Origin of the sequence: Massilia phyllosphaerae, from assembly GCF_034659755.1 — a bacterium.
GTDB lineage: Bacteria > Pseudomonadota > Gammaproteobacteria > Burkholderiales > Burkholderiaceae_D > Telluria > Telluria phyllosphaerae.
In genome coordinates this window covers 17,837-36,217 of sequence record NZ_JAXSQX010000007.1, presented here as the reverse complement: position 1 = coordinate 36,217, position 18,381 = coordinate 17,837, and the positions used below count along the sequence as shown (strand labels likewise).

13 protein-coding genes are annotated in these 18,381 nt (G+C 64.4%); 8 read left to right on the top strand and 5 right to left on the bottom strand.

The genetic code is table 11. The features are described 5' to 3' along the window. Positions 1 to 300: 300 nt before the first annotated feature. Both U1H99_RS23615 and U1H99_RS23610 read left to right on the top strand, forming a co-directional pair. Positions 301 to 1,836, top strand: a complete 1,536-nt coding sequence (locus U1H99_RS23615) for a choice-of-anchor Q domain-containing protein (RefSeq protein ID WP_323144153.1) — start codon at positions 301 to 303, stop codon at positions 1,834 to 1,836. Between the two features lie 311 nt (positions 1,837 to 2,147). Next, positions 2,148 to 3,572 carry a choice-of-anchor Q domain-containing protein gene (locus tag U1H99_RS23610; protein WP_323144152.1) on the top strand — a complete coding sequence of 475 codons (1,425 nt, stop codon included), beginning with the start codon at positions 2,148 to 2,150 and terminating at the stop codon, positions 3,570 to 3,572. Positions 3,573 to 3,664: 92 nt separating this feature from the next. On the opposite strand, the gene U1H99_RS23605 is transcribed toward U1H99_RS23610, so the two are convergent. The 3 genes from U1H99_RS23605 to U1H99_RS23595 all read right to left on the bottom strand — a co-directional run bounded on the left by U1H99_RS23605 (position 3,665) and on the right by U1H99_RS23595 (position 8,549). Next, complete coding sequence (locus U1H99_RS23605) at positions 3,665 to 4,984, bottom strand: replication-associated recombination protein A (RefSeq protein WP_323144151.1); 1,320 nt, start codon at positions 4,982 to 4,984, stop codon at positions 3,665 to 3,667. A gap of 71 nt (positions 4,985 to 5,055) precedes the next feature. Continuing rightward, on the bottom strand, positions 5,056 to 5,688 hold the full coding sequence (gene lolA / locus U1H99_RS23600) for an outer membrane lipoprotein chaperone LolA (protein WP_323144150.1): 633 nt from the start codon (positions 5,686 to 5,688) through the stop codon (positions 5,056 to 5,058). 158 nt (positions 5,689 to 5,846) lie between these two features. Continuing rightward, a complete protein-coding gene (locus U1H99_RS23595; protein ID WP_323144149.1) occupies positions 5,847 to 8,549 on the bottom strand; it encodes a DNA translocase FtsK in 2,703 nt (900 codons plus the stop codon). 184 nt (positions 8,550 to 8,733) lie between these two features. Between U1H99_RS23595 and trxB the strand changes: the two genes are divergently transcribed. The 4 genes from trxB (at position 8,734) to U1H99_RS23575 (ending at position 13,469) form a co-directional block, all read left to right on the top strand. Then, complete coding sequence (gene trxB, locus U1H99_RS23590) at positions 8,734 to 9,687, top strand: thioredoxin-disulfide reductase (protein ID WP_323144148.1); 954 nt, start codon at positions 8,734 to 8,736, stop codon at positions 9,685 to 9,687. A gap of 24 nt (positions 9,688 to 9,711) precedes the next feature. Then, the gene (locus tag U1H99_RS23585) at positions 9,712 to 10,383 is read left to right on the top strand and encodes a Smr/MutS family protein (protein WP_323144147.1); all 672 of its coding nucleotides are present in this window, start codon (positions 9,712 to 9,714) and stop codon (positions 10,381 to 10,383) included. Between the two features lie 181 nt (positions 10,384 to 10,564). Then, the gene (locus tag U1H99_RS23580; protein ID WP_323144146.1) at positions 10,565 to 12,772 is read left to right on the top strand and encodes an ATP-binding protein; all 2,208 of its coding nucleotides are present in this window, start codon (positions 10,565 to 10,567) and stop codon (positions 12,770 to 12,772) included. A 91-nt stretch (positions 12,773 to 12,863) separates the two neighbouring features. Continuing rightward, the gene (locus tag U1H99_RS23575) at positions 12,864 to 13,469 is read left to right on the top strand and encodes a trimeric intracellular cation channel family protein (RefSeq protein ID WP_323144145.1); all 606 of its coding nucleotides are present in this window, start codon (positions 12,864 to 12,866) and stop codon (positions 13,467 to 13,469) included. 227 nt (positions 13,470 to 13,696) lie between these two features. Here the strand turns inward: U1H99_RS23575 and U1H99_RS23570 are convergent, their stop codons facing one another. Both U1H99_RS23570 and U1H99_RS23565 read right to left on the bottom strand, forming a co-directional pair. Then, positions 13,697 to 14,035, bottom strand: coding sequence for a P-II family nitrogen regulator (locus U1H99_RS23570; RefSeq protein WP_141828877.1), 339 nt, complete (start codon positions 14,033 to 14,035; stop codon positions 13,697 to 13,699). A gap of 62 nt (positions 14,036 to 14,097) precedes the next feature. Next, entirely contained in the window at positions 14,098 to 16,179 is a 2,082-nt protein-coding gene (locus U1H99_RS23565; protein WP_323144390.1) for an NAD(+) synthase, read from the bottom strand. A gap of 84 nt (positions 16,180 to 16,263) precedes the next feature. Here U1H99_RS23565 and U1H99_RS23560 point away from each other — a divergent pair, with 84 nt between their 5' ends. Both U1H99_RS23560 and U1H99_RS23555 read left to right on the top strand, forming a co-directional pair. Further along, on the top strand, positions 16,264 to 17,415 hold the full coding sequence (locus U1H99_RS23560) for a GNAT family N-acetyltransferase (RefSeq protein ID WP_323144144.1): 1,152 nt from the start codon (positions 16,264 to 16,266) through the stop codon (positions 17,413 to 17,415). 116 nt (positions 17,416 to 17,531) lie between these two features. Next, positions 17,532 to 18,341 carry a class I SAM-dependent methyltransferase gene (locus U1H99_RS23555; RefSeq protein ID WP_323144143.1) on the top strand — a complete coding sequence of 270 codons (810 nt, stop codon included), beginning with the start codon at positions 17,532 to 17,534 and terminating at the stop codon, positions 18,339 to 18,341. Positions 18,342 to 18,381 lie beyond the last annotated feature (40 nt).

Here is an 18,381-nt window from a genome sequence, read left to right as displayed (position 1 = left end):
GCACGCAAGCCATGCGCATGATGTGCGCTCGCGTTCCGCTTTCTTGCCTTCCCATATCGTTCAAACAATTCTATTTTCCAAAAGAAAATCTTTTGGAATCAATAGCTTGTCCGTTCGCATTTAATTACGGCGGATGCATCGTGATTTATCGATATATGTTCCCCAATATAAATTCCATTTAGGAAAACCTTATTAGGTAAGTTATATCCCAGGGAAAATTCTTTTTCAAAAAGATTGAACTTAGGAAGTTTCCACCGCTCAAAGCTTCCGTATTTCAATTTTTTGAGAAGGATTTTCCCAATGAAACGAATCGTCACTTTTGCTTCGAATGTTCACGCCAGCGCACTGCTCTGCTGCAGCGCCGCCGTCCTCCTGACCGCTTGTGGTGCTGATACCAGCGGCAGCAAGACCGACACCGCGACCCTGTCGCACGGTGTCCAGAGCGCGAACGTATCCGAAGCAACTGTTGCCGCCGCCGGCCAGACCGCGGCGTTGACGGAAGAAAGCGCAGGTACCGGCGCTTTCGAGCATGCCTCGGCCACTGCCACCGCACCGCAAACCACCCGCCTGCTGGCGACGATCTCGTCGGCCACCACCGGCACCGACGCCACCACCCAGGTCACCGACCTGTACCGCACCTTGCTCAATCGCGAGCCGGACAGCGGCGGCCTGCAGTTCTGGGTCCAGCAAGTAAACGCCGGCCTCCCGATCGACGGCGTCAAGAACGAATTCCTGAACAGCGCGGAGTACAAGAACCTGCAGGCGGCCACACCGGCGCCGGCAGCCGATCCGTCGGCCTATCACCTGTACGTCTCGACTACGGGTTCGGACTCGAACAGCGGTACCAAGGCTGCGCCGTTCAAGACCATCACCAAGGCCGCCTCGGTTGCCAAGGCCAGCACCACCGTCCACGTCGCCGCCGGCACCTATAACGGCAACGTCAGCACCAAGACCAGCGGCAGCGCATCGGGCAAGATCCGCTTCGTGTCCGACACCAAGTGGGGCGCCAAGATCGTCGGCACCGGTTCCGAAGCCATGTGGACCAACAACGGCAACTATGTCGAAATCAACGGTTTCGACATCACCGGTCCAGGCCGCCTCGGCATCCTGAACTACGCGTCGAACACGCTGGTTGCCAACAACCACATCCACAACCTGACCCTGTCGGGCGGCTGTACCGGCGACGGCGGTGCAGGCGTGGTCAATGCCACCTACGGCAGCACCAACGGCGACATGATCGGCAACGTCGTGCACGACATCGGCAAGCCGGGCGGCTGCAACGGCGTGCAAGGCCTGTACTCGTCGAACACCGGCGGCACCATCGCCAACAACGTCGTCTACCGCGTCTCGTCCTTCGGTATCCACCTGTGGCACGCCGCCAGCGGCACCACCATCGCCAACAACACGGTCTTCGCCAACGGCTCGGCCGGCATGGGCGGCGGCATCGTGATCGGCGTGGGCGACTCGCCGGGCGGTGTCCTGCTGAACAACGTCAAGGTGATCAACAACATCGTGTACAACAACCCGCGCGGCGGCATCCAGCAGTATTGCTACTCGGGTGCGACCTGCATCGGTACCGGTAACGTGGTGTCGAACAACCTGGTCTACGGCAGCACCACCAACGTCGGCATGCTCAAGGGCAGCGCGACCGGCACCATCAGCGCCGATCCGAAGTTCGTCAGCTACAACCCGACCGGCACCGGCGACTACCGCCTGCAAAGCGGCTCCCCGGCCGTGAACAAGGGTACCGCCAGCGGCGCCCCGGCGGTCGACATCCTCGGCGTGGCCCGTCCGAAAGGCGGCGCCTTCGACCTCGGCGCCTACGAGAGCTTCTGATCGCCCGCTAGCGCAAGCTCGGCACACGACGTCCGGCACCTGCTGCCGGACGCCGACTACAAGCCCTGCCACGGTGATGCCGTGGCAGGGCTTCTTTATTTGGCCAGGCACCTTGGATAGCAGGCAAAGGCGGCTCACGCGGCGGCGTCCGCCAATGAACTGAACAATATGCGGTGTTCCATTTCATATTCGAAATCAGACCTTGCAATTTCATTCATACGGAAAATTTTTTTACGAAAAGATTGAACTTAGGAAGTTTCCTGGGCTCAAAAGCAGTATCAATGACTTCTTGATTCAAGGAACTTCCCTAGATGAAACACGCAATCGCTTCTCTCTTCGCCCACCGTACCAACACCCTCGTCGCCTGCAGCGCAGCCGTCCTGCTCGCCGCCTGCGGCGGTACCGACGCCGGCAGCAGCGCCGCTGCCCAGACCGCGGCCAAGCTTGCCGTCGCCAATGCCGACAAGGGTGCCGTCCTGGTCGACGCCGCTGCGACCGCAGCCGCTGCCGCACCGCTGAGCGCCGCCAGCTTCAATGTCGACGGTTACGAAAAAGAAGTGCAAGCCGCATCCGCCGTGTCGGCGGCCCCGGCCCAGATCCAGGCCGACAGCGCCGCAGCCGGCGCTGCCCAGGCCGACGGTGGCACCAAACTGCTGGCCACCCTCACCAGCGCGACCCCGAACGCCACCACCAGCACCTACCATCTGTACGTGGCAACCACCGGTTCGGATTCGAACACCGGTACCCAGGCCGCGCCGTTCAAGACCATCAACAAGGCTGCCTCTGTCGCCAAGGCCGGCACCACCGTCCACGTCGCCGCCGGCACTTACAACGGCAACGTCAGCACCAAGACCAGCGGCACCGCAACTGCCCGCATCAGCTTCGTGTCCGACACCAAGTGGGGCGCCAAGATCGTCGGCACCGGTTCCGAAGCCATGTGGACCAACAACGGTAACTACGTCGACATCAGCGGCTTCGACATCCGCGGTCCGGGCCGCCTCGGCATCCTGAACTACGCGTCGAACACGCTGGTTGCCAACAACCACATCCACAACCTGACCCTGTCGGGCGGGTGCACCGGCGATGGCGGTGCGGGCGTGGTCAATGCCACCTACGGCAGCACCAACGGCGACATGATCGGCAACGTCGTGCACGACATCGGTACCCCGGGCAGCTGCAACGGCGTGCAAGGCCTGTACTCGTCGAACACCGGCGGCAAGATCATGAACAACGTCGTCTACCGCGTCTCGTCCTTCGGTATCCACCTGTGGCACGCCGCCAGCGGCACTACCATCGCCAACAACACGGTCTTCGCCAACGGCTCGGCCGGCATGGGCGGCGGCATCGTGATCGGCGTGGGCGACTCGCCGGGCGGTGTCCTGCTGAACAACGTCAAGGTACTGAACAACATCGTGTACAACAACCCGCGCGGCGGCATCCAGCAGTACTGCTACTCGGGTGCGACCTGCATCGGTACCGGTAACGTGGTGTCGAATAACCTGGTCTACGGCAGCAAGACCAACGTCGGCATGCTGAAAGGCAGCGCGACCGGCACCATCAGCGCCGATCCGAAGTTCGTCAGCTACAACCCGACCGGTACCGGCGACTACCGCCTGCAGAGCGGCTCGCCAGCCGTGAACAAGGGTATCGCCAGCGGCGCCCCCGCTACCGACATCCTCGGCGTGGCGCGTCCGAAAGGCGGCGCCTTCGATATCGGTGCCTACGAAAGCTTCTGAATCCAAGCACGCGCTGGTCGATAGGGCGTAAAAAGTAAAAGCCCCGCGACGGCCGGACCTTCGCGGGGCTTTTTTTATATCAACGGCGCGGATCAGTCTTCGCCGGCGTCCGCATCCAGCTGGCGCAGGAAGGCCAGCTTGTCGGCCACCTTGCCCTCGATCCCGCGCGGCACCGGCTGGTACCAGCGCGGCTCCGGCATCCCGTCCGGCAGGTAGGTTTCGCCGGCCGCGTACGCATGCGGCTCGTCGTGGGCATAGCGGTAGGCATGGCCGTAGCCGAGTTCCTTCATCAACTTGGTCGGCGCATTGCGCAGGTGCACCGGCACCTCGCGCGACTTGTCCTTGCGCACAAAGGCCATCGCGGCATTGAAGGCGTTGTAGCCGGCGTTGCTCTTGGCCGCGATCGCCAGGTAGATCACGGCCTGGCCCAGCGCCAGTTCGCCTTCGGGCGACCCCAGGCGTTCGTAGGTGGTCGCGGCGTCGTTGGCGATCTGGATCGCGCGCGGGTCGGCCAGGCCGATGTCTTCCCAGGCCATGCGCACGATGCGGCGCGACAGGTATTTGGCGTCGGCGCCGCCATCCAGCATGCGGCACAGCCAGTAGAGCGCGGCGTCCGGGTGCGAGCCGCGCACCGACTTGTGCAGGGCCGAGATCTGGTCGTAGAAATTGTCGCCGCCCTTGTCGAAGCGGCGCGCGTTCAGGGTCAGCGCGTTCTCGACGAATTCGCCGGTGATGCGGGTGATGCCGGACGTTTCCGCCGAGGTCTTGGTCTGCTCCAGCAGGTTGAGGAAACGCCGCGCATCGCCGTCGGCGTAGCCGACCAGGGTCTGCACCGCCACCTCGTCGAATTGCAGGTGGCCCAGCACCCGCTCCTGCGCGCGCGCCAGCAGCTGGCGCATCTCGTCGTCGTCCAGCGCCTTGAGCACGTAGACCTGGGAGCGCGACAGCAGTGCCGAATTGACTTCGAACGAAGGGTTTTCAGTGGTGGCGCCGATCAGCGTGACCAGGCCGCTCTCCACGAAGGGCAGCAAGGCATCCTGCTGCGATTTGTTGAAGCGGTGGATCTCGTCGATGAACAGGATGGTGTGCTTGCCGCGCGCCAGGTACTGCTCGGCCTGCTCAATGGAGGCACGGATGTCCTTGACGCCGGACAGCACCGCCGACAGCGCGATGAATTCGCAATCGAAGGCGTTGGCCGTCAGGCGCGCCAGCGTGGTCTTGCCCACGCCCGGCGGCCCCCACAGGATCATCGAGTGCGGCCGCCCCGATTTGAAGACCAGGTTGAGCGGCTTGCCCTCGCCCAGCAGGTGGCTCTGGCCGATCACCTCGCCGATGGTTTTCGGGCGCAGCGCTTCGGCCAGAGGCGCCGCGGGTTCGGTCCGGAACAGGTCGTCAGTGTTGTGCTTATCCATCTTGCGTATGTGTGGCCGGATAACGAAAACGCAAGTGTAATGGATGAGGACGATACCCCGTTAGCGCAGGCTTACTGGTGCGAGACTTCGGCGCCCTTCGGTACCTCGAACTTGAAGGTTTGCGCGCCCAGCGACGGGTTGCGCTGGAAACTGGTGAACTTCAGCAGCGTGGTCTGGCCGAAGTTGTCCTTCAGCTCCATCGCCTGGGGCACGCCGTCTTTCAGGCCGATGCCGATCTGCTCGAAGGTGGTGTCCTTGGTTTTCGGGGTGGCGCTCAGCCACTCGAGGCCGTCGCGGGTGCCGGCTTCGGCCAGCGTGAAGTTCTTTTCCAGGTCGTTGCTGCCGAACAGGATCGCAGCCGGCGAGCTGCCCAGCGCGTTGCCCAGCTTGCGGGTGGTCACCTGGTTGAGGTCCTTGTCGTACAGGTACAGGGTGTCGCCGTCGGCCTGCAGCACCTGTTCGAAGGGCTTCTGGTAGGTCCAGATGAACTTGCCGGGGCGGGCGAACACGAAGGTACCGGTCGAGGGCGGCGCGGCCTTGCCGGCGGTGGTCTTGCGGAGCTGGGTCTGGGTGAAGTCGCCGCGGGCGGACTTGGTGCCGGCGACAAAGGATTTGAACTGGTCCAGTGCGGCGGCGGAAGCCTGGGTGCCGATGGCCAGGGTGGCGGTTGCGATCAGGGTGGCAAGAGTCGTTTTCAGCGTCATTGTTGTGTTCCTGTTTTTGTTGGCCGAAGGGGTTTGGCTGAGGTGGTGGCGGTAGGGTGGACGGGTCTCCCGTCCACGCTTTCATACGGCGCTTGCACTGACTGAACGCGCGAACGGCGGAGCGGTCCACCCTACGCGCAACATTAACGTTGCCGGTTTTACTCGGCGCTGGTCGCCGGCACGAGAATGTCGCGGTTGCCGTTCGACTGCATCGGCGACACCACCCCGCTCTGCTCCATCTGCTCGAGCAGGCGGGCGGCGCGGTTGTAGCCGATGCGCAGGTGGCGCTGCACCAGCGAGATCGAGGCACGGCGGTTCTTGAGCACCACCTGCACCGCCTGGTCGTACATCGCATCGGATTCGCCGCCGCCCTCGCCGGCCGCCGGGCCCTCGCCGGCGCCGCCTTCTTCCGCCACGCCCCCTTCGAGGATGCCTTCAATGTAATTCGGTTCGCCGGTCGATTGCAGATGTTTTACAACTCGATGCACTTCGTCATCCGACACGAAGGCGCCGTGCACGCGCACCGGCAAGCCGGTACCCGGCGGCATGTACAGCATGTCGCCCATGCCGAGCAGCGTCTCGGCGCCCATCTGGTCGAGAATCGTGCGCGAGTCGATCTTGGACGACACCTGGAACGCGATACGGGTCGGGATGTTGGCCTTGATCAGGCCGGTGATCACGTCGACCGACGGACGCTGGGTCGCCAGAATCAGGTGGATGCCGGCGGCACGAGCCTTCTGTGCGATACGGGCGATCAGCTCCTCGACCTTCTTGCCGACCACCATCATCAGGTCGGCCAGCTCGTCGATGATGATGACGATGGTCGGCAGCTTTTCCAGCGGCTCGGGATTGTCCGGCACGATCGAGAACGGGTTCGGGATGTGTTCCTCGCGCTTGGCCGCATCCAGGATCTTGCCGTTGTAGCCGGCCAGGTTACGCACGCCCAATTTAGACATCAACTTGTACCGGCGCTCCATCTCGTTGACGGCCCAGTTCAGCGCGTGGCCGGCCTGGCGCATGTCGGTGACGACCGGCGCCAGCAAGTGCGGAATGCCCTCGTACACCGACATTTCCAGCATCTTCGGGTCGATCAGGATCAGGCGCACGTCGGCCGGGTCGGCCTTGTACAGCAGCGACAGGATGGTGGCGTTGATGCCCACCGACTTGCCGGAACCGGTGGTACCCGCGACCAGCAGGTGCGGCATCTTGGCCAGGTCGGCCACCACCGGCTTGCCGGCGATGTCCTTGCCCAGCGCCACGGTCAGCGCCGAGGCGCTGTCGGCGTACACCTTGGAGCCGACGATTTCCGTCAGGCGCACGATCTGGCGTTTCGGGTTCGGCAGTTCCAGCGCCATGTAGTTCTTGCCGGGGATGGTCTCGACCACGCGGATCGAGGTCAGCGACAGCGAGCGCGCCAGGTCGCGCGCCAGGTTGACGATCTGGCTGCCCTTGACGCCGGTGGCCGGCTCGATTTCGTAACGGGTCACGACCGGACCCGGGTAGGCGGCCACGACCTTGGCTTCGACGCCGAAGTCGGACAGCTTCTTCTCGATCAGGCGGCTGGTGAATTCCAGGGTCTCGATGGCGACCGATTCCTGGGCCGGCGGCGCTTCATCCAGCAGGCCCAGCGGCGGCAGCGTGGAATCGCCCGAGACTTCGAACAGCGCGGTCTGGCGTTCCTTTTCGGCGCGGTCCGAACGCGGCACGCTGACCATTTGCGGCTCGATCTTGATCGCGGACGGTGCCGGTGCGGCAGCCGCCGGCTGCGGCGCGGCAGCAGCGGCACGCGCGGCCGGGGCTGCCCGCGCCGGCGCCGGCTGCTGGAAAGGCTCGTCGTCGAGCGCCGGTTCGGCCGGCGCCTTGGCCAGCGAAATCTGCGGCTCCTGGCGCGGCTCGCTATGCGGCTCCACCCTGCCCTCGCCGGCGGCCGGCTCGGTTTTCGTCTTCGCCTTGACCTTGGCCATGGCCTTGGCCAGGAAGCCCGGCTGCGCAGCCGGCTCTTCGAAGCGCTCCTCGTCGAGCACGTCGTCGGGCGTACGGGTGTCGACATGGCGGCCGACAGCGGGCTCGTGCTTCAGCACCGGCGCATTGCCGTGCTTTTCGACGAACTTGGCACGCTCGTGCACCACCGCCTCGTCGCGCCGGTGCGCCGCGACTTCGCCCAGCGCACGGTCTTCGCGGTCTTCGTAGCGCAGGCGGAACCAGTCCCAGCCACGCTCGACCGATTCGCCGATGCGTTCGGCCGTCGCCAGCCAGGACACCTGGAAATACCAGGAAAAGCCGAGGCCGAACAACAGCAGCAGCAACAGGGTGGCCCCGGTGAAGCCGAAGGCGGTATGGGCGGCGTGGCCGATCAGCTGGCCCAGCACGCCGCCGGCCGCGCGCGGCAATTCGACCTTGAGCGACCACATGCGCAGGTACTCGAGTCCTACGCTGCCGGCGAACATCAGGGCGAAGCCGACCCAGCGGATCACGGTCTCGCCCTGGTGCTCGGGCTCGGGGAGCGGCTGCTCGACCACGAAGCGGCTGTGCAGGCGGCGGTAGCCTTTATACACGGCGCGCGTGAAACAGACGCACAGCCACCAGGCCGAAAAGCCGAAGATGAACAGCAGCAGGTCCGCCAGCCAGGCGCCGGCGCGGCCGCCGAGGTTGGCGACGTGGGCTACCGCGTTTTCGTGCGACCAGCCTGGATCGGCTTTGTTATAACTGAGCAGGATGAGGACGAAATACAACAAGGCGACGGCCGTGGCCAGCCAGCGCGCCTCGGAGAGCAGGCGCACGAGCCGGTTCGGCAGCGGCTGCCGGGGTGCCCGGGGCTTGTGGGTATAGGTCGAACCGGTCGAAGTACTATTCTTGCTCATACGAGATGCTACTGAATGAAGCCGATACAGCGAAAGATGTTCATTCTAAGCCATATATGGCCGGGAAGGCCCCACGATTCATGCTTGTTTGCATCATCGAATATAATCTCCGGTCCGATTCCCCTTGATTCCGATGACCGGCGCCCCCACTTGCCGCCCATCATCACCTGATAAGACGTTCAACATGACCACTCGCAAACACGCCAAAGTCCTGATCCTCGGTTCTGGCCCCGCCGGCTACAGCGCCGCCGTTTACGCTGCACGCGCCAACCTCAATCCGATGCTCGTGACCGGCGTCGAGCAAGGCGGCCAGCTGATGACCACCACCGATGTCGAGAACTGGCCGGGCGACCCGCTGGGCGTGCAGGGCCCGGAACTGATGGCGCGCCTGCTGCAGCATGCCGAGCGTTTCAATACCGAGATTGTTTTCGATCATATCCATACCACTTACCTGAACGAAAAACCGATTCGCCTGGTCGGCGATTCGCACGAGTTCACCTGCGACGCCCTGATCATCGCCACCGGCGCGTCGGCCCAGTACCTCGGCCTGCCGAGCGAACAGGAATTCATGGGCAAGGGCGTGTCCGCATGCGCCACCTGCGACGGTTTCTTCTACCGCAACCAGGAAGTGGCGGTGATCGGCGGCGGCAACACCGCGGTCGAGGAAGCGCTGTACCTGGCCAACATCGCCACCAAGGTGACCGTGATCCACCGCCGCGACAAGTTCCGCGCCGAACCGATCCTGATCGATCGCCTGATGCACAAGGTTGAAGAAGGCAAGATCGTGCTGGAACTGAACCAGACCCTGGACGAAGTCACCGGCGACGCCAGCGGCGTGACCGGCCTGCGCCTGAAAGCCACCGGCGACGGCGCCATCAAGGAACTCAAGGTGCACGGCCTGTTCGTGGCGATCGGCCACAAGCCGAACACCGCGATCTTCGATGGCCAGCTGGACATGCACAACGGCTACATCAAGACGCGCAGCGGCACCGAGGGCATGGCGACCGCCACCAGCGTGGCCGGCGTGTTCGCGGCCGGCGACGTGCAGGACCATGTGTACCGCCAGGCGATCACGTCGTCGGGTTCGGGCTGCATGGCCGCACTGGACGCCCAGCGCTACCTGGAAGCACTCGAGTAACTCTTACAATTTTCGATGGCAGGCATGAAAGACTTCGGCGACCTCAAATCCTTCCGCGACCGTCTGAAGGTCGAAGAACGCCTGCGCGCCATCGAAAAAGCCGAGCGAGAGAAGCGCGAGCGGGCCGAACGCGAAAATGCAGTCGAGTTCCGCACGGCGGTCAAGGACGTCAACCCGATGCCAGAGTCCGACCGCTACGTCTGGCGTCCGGCCCATGAAGCCGAGCTGCGGCGCCAGGCCGCGGCGCGCCGGCCGCCGACCGACGACGAAGTCCAGGCGATCCTGGCGGAATCGATGCTGTCCGACCAGTTCGACGTTGACGGCCTACTCGACGAAGAGCCGACCCTCAGCTGGGCAGCGCCCGGCGTCGGTCCAGATGTCGTGAAAAAGCTACGCAAGCGTCACTGGCCGGTCGAGGACGAAATCGACTTGCACGGCTTGACGCGCGACCTGGCGCGGCGCGTGGTCGATGCATTTTTGCGTAGAAGCAACAAAAACGGGATACGCTGCGTGCGCATCATCCACGGTGTCGGCTACGGCTCGGCCGGCGGCGAACCGGTGCTGCGCGGCATGGTCCACAGCTGGCTGGTGCAGACCGGCGAGACGGTCGCCTTCTGCGTGGCCAACCGCGCCGACGGCGGCAACGGCGCCCTCATCGTACTGCTGCGGCCGGCGCTCGACGAGCGCGAACGCTGACCCTGTTGCACTAATTTACAAGCTTTGTTCCTGAGTCTGCTCAATACGGATTCGCCACAATCCACATTGACATTTCCTTGTGTCAAAATATGCGTAATATGCGCAATTTGAGCATGAAAGCTTGTAAGATGCTCTCCAAGAAACCCGAGTAGCCAACACGTAAAGGAATGAGTCGAGAGTGATGTCCAGTACGCCTGAACCGATGGCGATTCCGCAGCGTGTCGACTTGCTCAACTGCGCGGACGAACCCATCCACCTGCCCGGATCGATCCAGCCCCACGGTGCCCTGTTCTTCCTCGACAGCGACGGCGCCGTCGAAGGCTGGAGCGCACACGCCGACACGCGCCTCGGCCTGACGCTGACCCTCGGCCGCAACTACGAACAGCTCGGCTTGCCGGCCTCGGTGGCCGAACTGGTCCACGAGACCTTCGACACCATGCACGAAGGCGGTGCCGCGCCGCTGGTGGCCGCGGTCGTCATCGGCGCGTCCGAATACGATTGCGTGGTGCATGCGCACAAGGGCCGGGTGATCGTCGAATTCGAAGCGCGCGAGGAATCCACCGACGCGGTGGCGCTGTTCGCGATCAAGGCGCACGGCTCGATCGAGCGCCTGCGCCGCCAGAAGAGCATCGACGGCCTCTTGCGTACCGCCGTGCGCCAGGTGCGTGAATTCACCGGCTTCGACCGCGTGATGGCATACCGCTTCCGCGGCGACGACAGCGGCAATGTCGTCGCCGAAGCGCGCCAGGACGAACTGGTGGCGTATCTCGGCCAGCGCTACCCGGCCGGCGACATCCCGCCGCAGGCGCGCCGCCTGTATGTGCTGAACACCCTGCGCATGATCGCCGACATGACCTACGACGCCGTCCCCCTGCTGGGCGCACCCGGCGCGCCGGCGCTCGACATGAGCTATAGCGTGCTGCGCAGCGTGTCGCCGATCCACGTCGAATACCTGCAGAACATGGGTGTGGCGGCCTCGATGAGCGTCTCCATCGTGATCAATGGCCGCCTGTGGGGCCTGATCGCCTGCCACCACATGAGCCCGAAGCGCGTGCCCTACTCGATCCGCATGGCGGCCGACGTGCTGGCGCAAGTGATCGGCTCGACCGTGCAGAGCATCGAATCGAACGACCAGGCCGCCCTGGTCGAGCGCAACGCCAAGGTGCGCACCAGCCTGGTCGAATCGCTGCTGCTCGAGGAAGACCCGCTCGAAGCGCTGGTCAAGCACGGCGAGGGACTGATGGCCTCGAGCCAGTCGCAGGCCATGGTGGTGTGCCAGTTCGAACGCGTGGTCTGCCTCGGCATCGACCAGGACGCTGGCGAACGCATCGTCGCTTCGCTGCCGGCGGACGCCCACGACCTGCTGCTGCGCAAGGGCGTGCACGACTGGCCCGAACAGGACCGCGCGGCGCTCGGGAAGTGGGTCGGCCTGCTCGGCCTGCCCTTCGATCCGCCCAGCAGCGGCTGGTGCCTGCTGCTGCGCACCGAGCAGGTGGAAAACGTCGCCTGGGGCGGCAGGCCCGAAAAGAGCGAACAGGTCGGCCCGATGGGCGCGCGCCTGACCCCGCGCGGCTCCTTCGACGCCTGGCACGAGACGGTGCGCGGTTGCGCCCATCCGTGGGAAGACGTCATCCTGACCCATGCGCGCCTGACGCTGGGCGAACTGATGCGGGTATCGAACGCGCGCCGCGCGCAGACCGAAACCACCCGTGCGCAGTTGCTGGCGATGCTGGGGCACGACCTGCGCGATCCGCTGCACTCCATTAACATGGCCGGCATGGTGCTGGAAAAGACCGGCGGCGCCAACAACAAAGGCACGCTGGGACGGCGCATCCAGTCGTCCAGCAACCGCATGCAGCGCATGATCAGCCAGGTGCTGGACATGAGCCGGATCGACCGCGGTCTCAGTCTGGGCGTAGCGTTGGCGCCGGTCGACATGGCACCGCTGGTCGAGGACATGGTCGAGGAGGCGCGCCTGGCCTACCCGACCATCGTCTACGACCTGCACACGATCGGCCCGGCCTTCGTGCAGGGCGACGATGCGCGCCTGGGCCAGGTGGTGTCCAACCTGCTCAGCAACGCGCGCCACCATGGCGAACCGAACCAGCCGATCAAGATCCGCCTGACGGTGCAGGACGGCATGGCGGAAGTGTGCGTGTCGAATGCCGGCGCCCCGATCCCACCGGAGGCCGAGGCCACGCTGTTCAATCCGTACAAGCGCAGCTCGTTGAACAACCCGCGCAACCGCACCGGCATGGGCCTGGGCCTGTACATCGCCCAGCAGATCGTGCGCGAACACCAGGGCGAAATCGTCTACCACCACGAGAACGGCCGCGTCATCTTCACCGTAAAGCTGCCGCTGGCGCCGCGCCAGGCTGCGCAGCCTTGAGGTCGTAAGCACCGCGCATACTTACGCAGCCGGGCCCGGCATGTTAGTCTAGCAACTAGTCTAGCAATAGCGCCACAAGCCCGGCTGCCGCATGCATCTACTCAAATTCATTGAAATCATGGCGATCCTGGTGGGCGCCTTTTCCGGCTTCATCGAAGCGCGCCGCAAGCGGATGGACCTGGTCGGGGTCTTCACGGTCGCCTTCATCGCCGCTTTCGGGGGCGGCACCCTGCGCGACATCCTGCTCGACAAGCGGCCCCTGTTCTGGGTCATCCACCAGGAATACGCGATCCTGATCTTCGTGCTGGCACTGGTGGCCTCGCCGCTGATCCGCACCATGCGCCACATGGTGTCGGAACGCCTGATCGTGATCGCCGACGCCTTCGGCCTTGGCTTGTTTTCGGTGGCCGGCGTGTCGTCGGCGCTGGATGCCGGCATGCCGCTGTTCATCGCGTCGATGATGGGCGTCATCACCGGCATCTTCGGCGGCGTCCTGCGCGACATCGTCTGCAACGAAGTGCCGATGGTCTTCCGCGACGGCAAACCCTATGCCCTGTGCGCCTTTGTCGGCAACTGGATCTTCCTGATCATGGGCATCTATGGCGTGGACAAGGACATCGCGCTGTGGTCGAGCGCGCTGTTCATCGTGCTGTCGCGGCTGCTGGCGTGGAAATTCGATTTGACCCTCGGCCGCTGAACCCCAATTCGGGGTCAGAGCAGAATTTTGCCGGAATTCGGGGTCAGAGCCTTTTTTGGGAAATTGACAGATAACACTACTGGCGCAGGATCGGCCGGGATGACGACGTGATCGCAACGGAACACGCGTCAAAATAAACACGTGCCATTGCCCTTAAAAGCGCTCTGACCCCGAATCGTCCCGAATCGTCCGCAAATTGTGCTCTGACCCCGAATTTAGCGGAATGGTCAGACCGCGTCCGGCCCGGTCTCGCCGGTGCGGATGCGGATCACCTGTTCCACGTCCTGCACGAAGATCTTGCCGTCGCCGATCTTGCCGGTGCGCGCCGCCTTGATGATGGCGTCGACAACCTGCTCGGTCATCGCATCGTCGACCACCACCTCGATCTTCACCTTCGGCAGGAAATCGACCACGTACTCGGCGCCGCGATACAGCTCGGTATGGCCCTTCTGGCGGCCAAAGCCCTTCACCTCGGTCACGGTCAGGCCGGTGACGTTGACATCGGCCAGCGCCTCGCGTACTTCGTCCAGCTTGAATGGCTTGATCACGCAGGTAATTTGTTTCATGTAAAGCTCCTTTCAGGTTTTCTTGTTGGGCGCACGGCGGCGCCTTCGATCATCGGCCGGGCTCAGTTATCCGGAATCCGGGCCAGCTGCTCCATCCACACGGTGGCCTCGGAATCGCTGGGGGCGCGCCAGTCGCCGCGCGGCGACAGCGAGCCGCCATTGCCGACCTTCGGTCCGTTCGGCACGCACGAGCGCTTGAACTGGCTGGTCTTGAAGAAGCGCCACAGGAAGATGCCGAGGTTTTTCTTGATCGCCGCCAGGTCGTACTGGTTACGCGCCGGATTGCCGCCTTCCGGCCACGGGCCGAGGTCGCGGTCGCGCCAAGCCGACCAGGCCAGGAAGGCCACCTTGGTCGGCGCGAAGCCGTAGCGCAGGATGTAGTACAGGTTGAAATCCTGCAGTTCGTAGGGACCGATGAAGTTCTCGGTGACCTGGGCCGGTTTGCCGGCCGCCGTGTCGCCGGCCTCTTTGCCGGTACCGGTCTTGGCGGGCACCAGTTCCGGGCTGATCTCGGTTTCCAGCACCTGGATCAGCACGTCGGAACCGGTGTCGCCGATCTGCTTGGTATCCGCCACCCAGCGCACCAGATGCGAGATCAGGGTCTTGGGCACGCTGGCATTCACGTTGTAGTGCGACATGTGGTCGCCCACACCGTAGGTGCACCAGCCCAGCGCCAGCTCGGACAAATCACCGGTGCCGATCACGATCGCGTGGTTGTGGTTGGCGAGGCGGAACAGGTGGCTGGTGCGCTCGCCCGCCTGCACGTTCTCGAAGGTGACGTCGTATTCTTCCTTGCCCTCGGCGTACGGGTGGCCGAGGTCCTTCAGCATCTGGATGCAGCTCGGGCGGATGTCGATTTCGCGCGCGGTGCAGCCGACCGCCGCCATCAGGTCGCGCGCCTGGCGCAGCGTGCGTTCGCTGGTGGCGAAGCCGGGCATGGTGTACGCCAGGATGTTGGTGCGCGGCAGGCCGAGACGGTCCATCGCCTTGGCGCAGACCAGCAGCGCGTGGGTCGAATCGAGGCCGCCGGAAATGCCGATCACGACCTTCTCGTGGCCCGAGGATTGCAGCCGCTGCAGCAGTGCCTGTACCTGGATGTTGTAGACCTCGGTGCAGCGCTCGTCGCGCCGCGCGCTCGATGCCGGCACGTAGGGGAAGCGCTCGACCAGGCGCTGCAGCGGCAGGTCGCGGTCCAGCGGCAGCGCCAGCGGGAAGCGCTGGATGCGGAACCTGGCGACTTCGTCGGCGTGGCGGCGCACCGATTGCGCGAAGGTGGTCGCGTGCATGCGGTCCTGCGCCAGCCGCTCGAGGTCGACGTCGGCGAAGATGATGTGCGAATCCTGCAGGAAACGCTGCGACTCGGCCAGCATGTCGCCTTTTTCATAGATTAGCGACTGGCCGTCCCAGCCCATGTCGGTGGTCGATTCGCCCAGGCCGGCCGAGGTGTACAGGTAAGCCGCCACGCAGCGTGCCGACTGCTGGCCGACCAGTTGGTGGCGGTAGCCACTCTTGCCCACCACGATGTTCGAGGCCGACAGGTTGACCAGCACCGTGGCCCCGGCCAGCGCCGCGAACGAGGATGGCGGCACCGGCACCCAGACGTCTTCGCAGATCTCGACGTGGAAGCGGAACAAAGGCAACCCTTCGACCTCGAACAGTTGGTCCGGACCGAAGGGCACGTCCTGTCCCAGCAGGCCGATCCGCGTCACGGCGGTGTTGTCCGCGGGACTGAACTGCCGCATTTCGTAAAATTCGCCATAATTGGGCAAATAGCTCTTCGGCACCACGCCCAGGATGCGTCCGCCGGCCACGACCACCGCGCAATTGAACAGCGTATGGTTGAGGCGCAGCGGCACGCCGACGATCATGGCCAGCGGCAGTTCGCTCGACGCCGCGACCACGTCGGCGAGCGCGGCCAGGCAGGCGTCGAGCAGCGCGCGCTGGTGGAACAGGTCGTCGCAGGTGTAGGCGGACAGTCCCAGTTCCGGGAAGGCGACCAGGACCGCGCCCTGCCCGGCCGCCTGGCGCGCCAGCGCGATCGTCTGCTGGGCGTTGAACGCCGGGTCGGCGACCTTGCAGCGCGGGCTGGCGACAGCGACACGGGCGAAATCGTGCGAATAGAGGTTGAAGAATGGCTTATCCATCATGCATCTTTCCTTGGGTGAGCTTCGACCACCATTTGTTTGCCGGGCAGCGCGGCGCCGCGCAGTACCCGTTACTCCTTTGATATGGAAGTCATCTTGAATTATCGCACGCATATCGTTTCTTCTCTGTCCGAGATCGGCCAATCAGCGTGGGACGCGCTGGCGTCCAGCCAGGACAAACCGAATCCCTTCCTCTCGTATGCCTTCCTGCACGCCCTGCACGAGTCCGGGAGCGCCGCGCCGGATGCCGGCTGGCAGCCGCAATTTCTCACGCTGTACGATGGAGAAGACCTGGCCGCCGCCCTGCCCCTTTACGTCAAATACCACTCCTACGGCGAATACGTGTTCGACTGGGCCTGGGCCGACGCCTACGGGCGCAATGGCCTGGAGTACTACCCGAAACTGCTGTCGGCGATCCCGTTCACGCCGGTAACGGGCCCGCGCTTGCTGGCGCGCGACGAGACCGCCCGCGCCGCCCTGATCGAGGTGCTGCGCCATGTGCAGCAGTCGACCGAGGTCTCGTCGACCCACATCCTGTTTCCGCCCGAGGAACATGCGCGCCAGCTGGGCGAAGCCGGCTTCCTGTTGCGCAGCGGAGTGCAGTTCCACTGGGTGAACCAAGGCTATGCGGATTTCGACGCCTTCCTGGCGACGCTGGAGCAAAAAAAACGCAAGAATATACGCGCCGAGCGGCGCAAGGTCAGGGAAGCCGGCGTGACCCTGCGCCGGGTGCGCGGCGTCGACGCCACCGACGACGACTGGCGCTTCTTCACGCGCTGCTACCGGCATACCTATGCCGAACATTACTCGAAGCCTTACCTGAACCTGGATTTCTTCCGGCGCATCGGGCGCGAGATGCCGCACAATCTGCTGCTGGTGATTGCCGAGCGCGAAGGAACGCCGATCGCCGCATCGCTGGTGGTGCACGACGAGAACACCTTGTACGGCCGCTACTGGGGCGCGCTCGAACACGTGCCCTGCCTGCATTTCGAGACGGCGTACTACCAGCCGCTGGAATTCTGCATCGAGCAAGGCATCGGGGTGTTCGAGGGCGGCGCCCAAGGCGAGCACAAGATGGCGCGCGGCTTCCTGCCGACGCGGACCTGGTCGGCGCACTGGCTCAAGCATCCGGCGTTTGCGGATGCGATCGAGCGCTTCCTCGAGCAGGAGGCGGGCGGGATCGACGATTACATCGACGAGTTGAACGACCGGAATCCGTTCCGGGACGGGGCTTGACCCGGGCCGGCGCAGCGAAGCGTCCGCATATTGACTTGACGACAAGCGGGACGCTGCCCGATGATTGCCGGGCGGTACGGCATGAGGCCGCTACCACCGACCTTGGAGAAGACATAATGAAACGATTCATCCTGGCCGCCCTGCTGGCGAGCGGCGTGGCCGGCCTGGCACAGGCCGCCGACAAGGCCGACGATGCCCAGCTGCGCGCGGCGATCGCAGGCAGCCACCGAAGCAGCGCCAACGCGGCGCGCGACAACTGGCGCCATCCCTACGACACCCTGGCCTTCTTCGGCATCAAGCCGAACATGACCGTGGTGGAGCTGTCGCCCGGTGGCGGCTGGTACACCGAGATCCTGGCGCCCTACCTGCGCGACAACGGCAAGCTGATCGCCGCAGGCCCAGCATTTGATCCGGCCAAGCGTGGCACCGTGGCCTTCAAGCAGAAACTGGACGCCAATCCGGCGGTCTTCGGCAAGGTCGTGCAGGGCGTGTTCGCGCCGCCGTCGACCTACAACTTCGCCGCCCCCGGCAGCGTCGACATGGTGCTCACCTTCCGCAACCTGCACAACTGGATCGACGCCGGCGGTGACGACGAACTGAAGGGGGTATTCAAGGCTGCTTATGCCAGCCTGAAGCCGGGCGGCGTGCTCGGCATCGAAGAACACCGCCTGCCGGAAGCCATGCCGCAGGATGCGAAGACCTCGAGCGGGTATGTGCACGAGTCCTATGTGATCAGGATGGCGGAAAGCGCCGGCTTCAAGCTGGCGGCGAAATCCGACGTCAACGCCAATCCGAAGGACAAGGCCGACCACAAGGGTGGCGTATGGGCGCTGCCGCCGACCCTGGCCAACCGCGACCAGGACCGCGAGAAATACCAGGCGATCGGCGAGAGCGACCGCATGACGCTCAAGTTCGTGAAGCCATAAGCCGTACCGTACCGGCTGCGAGTAGTTCGCGGCCGGTCAT

Bases quoted from the DNA above. Each gene is read 5' to 3' on its own strand.
- U1H99_RS23555 (WP_323144143.1), top strand. From the start codon at position 17,532: ATGAAACGATTCATCCTGGCCGCCCTGCTGGCGAGCGGCGTGGCCGGC.
- U1H99_RS23610 (WP_323144152.1), top strand. From the start codon at position 2,148: ATGAAACACGCAATCGCTTCTCTCTTCGCCCACCGTACCAACACCCTC.
- U1H99_RS23575 (WP_323144145.1), top strand. From the start codon at position 12,864: ATGCATCTACTCAAATTCATTGAAATCATGGCGATCCTGGTGGGCGCC.
- U1H99_RS23585 (WP_323144147.1), top strand. From the start codon at position 9,712: ATGAAAGACTTCGGCGACCTCAAATCCTTCCGCGACCGTCTGAAGGTC.
- U1H99_RS23570 (WP_141828877.1), bottom strand. From the start codon at position 14,035: ATGAAACAAATTACCTGCGTGATCAAGCCATTCAAGCTGGACGAAGTA.
- U1H99_RS23580 (WP_323144146.1), top strand. From the start codon at position 10,565: ATGTCCAGTACGCCTGAACCGATGGCGATTCCGCAGCGTGTCGACTTG.
- U1H99_RS23605 (WP_323144151.1), bottom strand. From the start codon at position 4,984: ATGGATAAGCACAACACTGACGACCTGTTCCGGACCGAACCCGCGGCG.
- U1H99_RS23595 (WP_323144149.1), bottom strand. From the start codon at position 8,549: ATGAGCAAGAATAGTACTTCGACCGGTTCGACCTATACCCACAAGCCC.
- trxB (WP_323144148.1), top strand. From the start codon at position 8,734: ATGACCACTCGCAAACACGCCAAAGTCCTGATCCTCGGTTCTGGCCCC.
- U1H99_RS23615 (WP_323144153.1), top strand. From the start codon at position 301: ATGAAACGAATCGTCACTTTTGCTTCGAATGTTCACGCCAGCGCACTG.
- U1H99_RS23565 (WP_323144390.1), bottom strand. From the start codon at position 16,179: ATGGATAAGCCATTCTTCAACCTCTATTCGCACGATTTCGCCCGTGTC.
- lolA (WP_323144150.1), bottom strand. From the start codon at position 5,688: ATGACGCTGAAAACGACTCTTGCCACCCTGATCGCAACCGCCACCCTG.
- U1H99_RS23560 (WP_323144144.1), top strand. From the start codon at position 16,264: ATGGAAGTCATCTTGAATTATCGCACGCATATCGTTTCTTCTCTGTCC.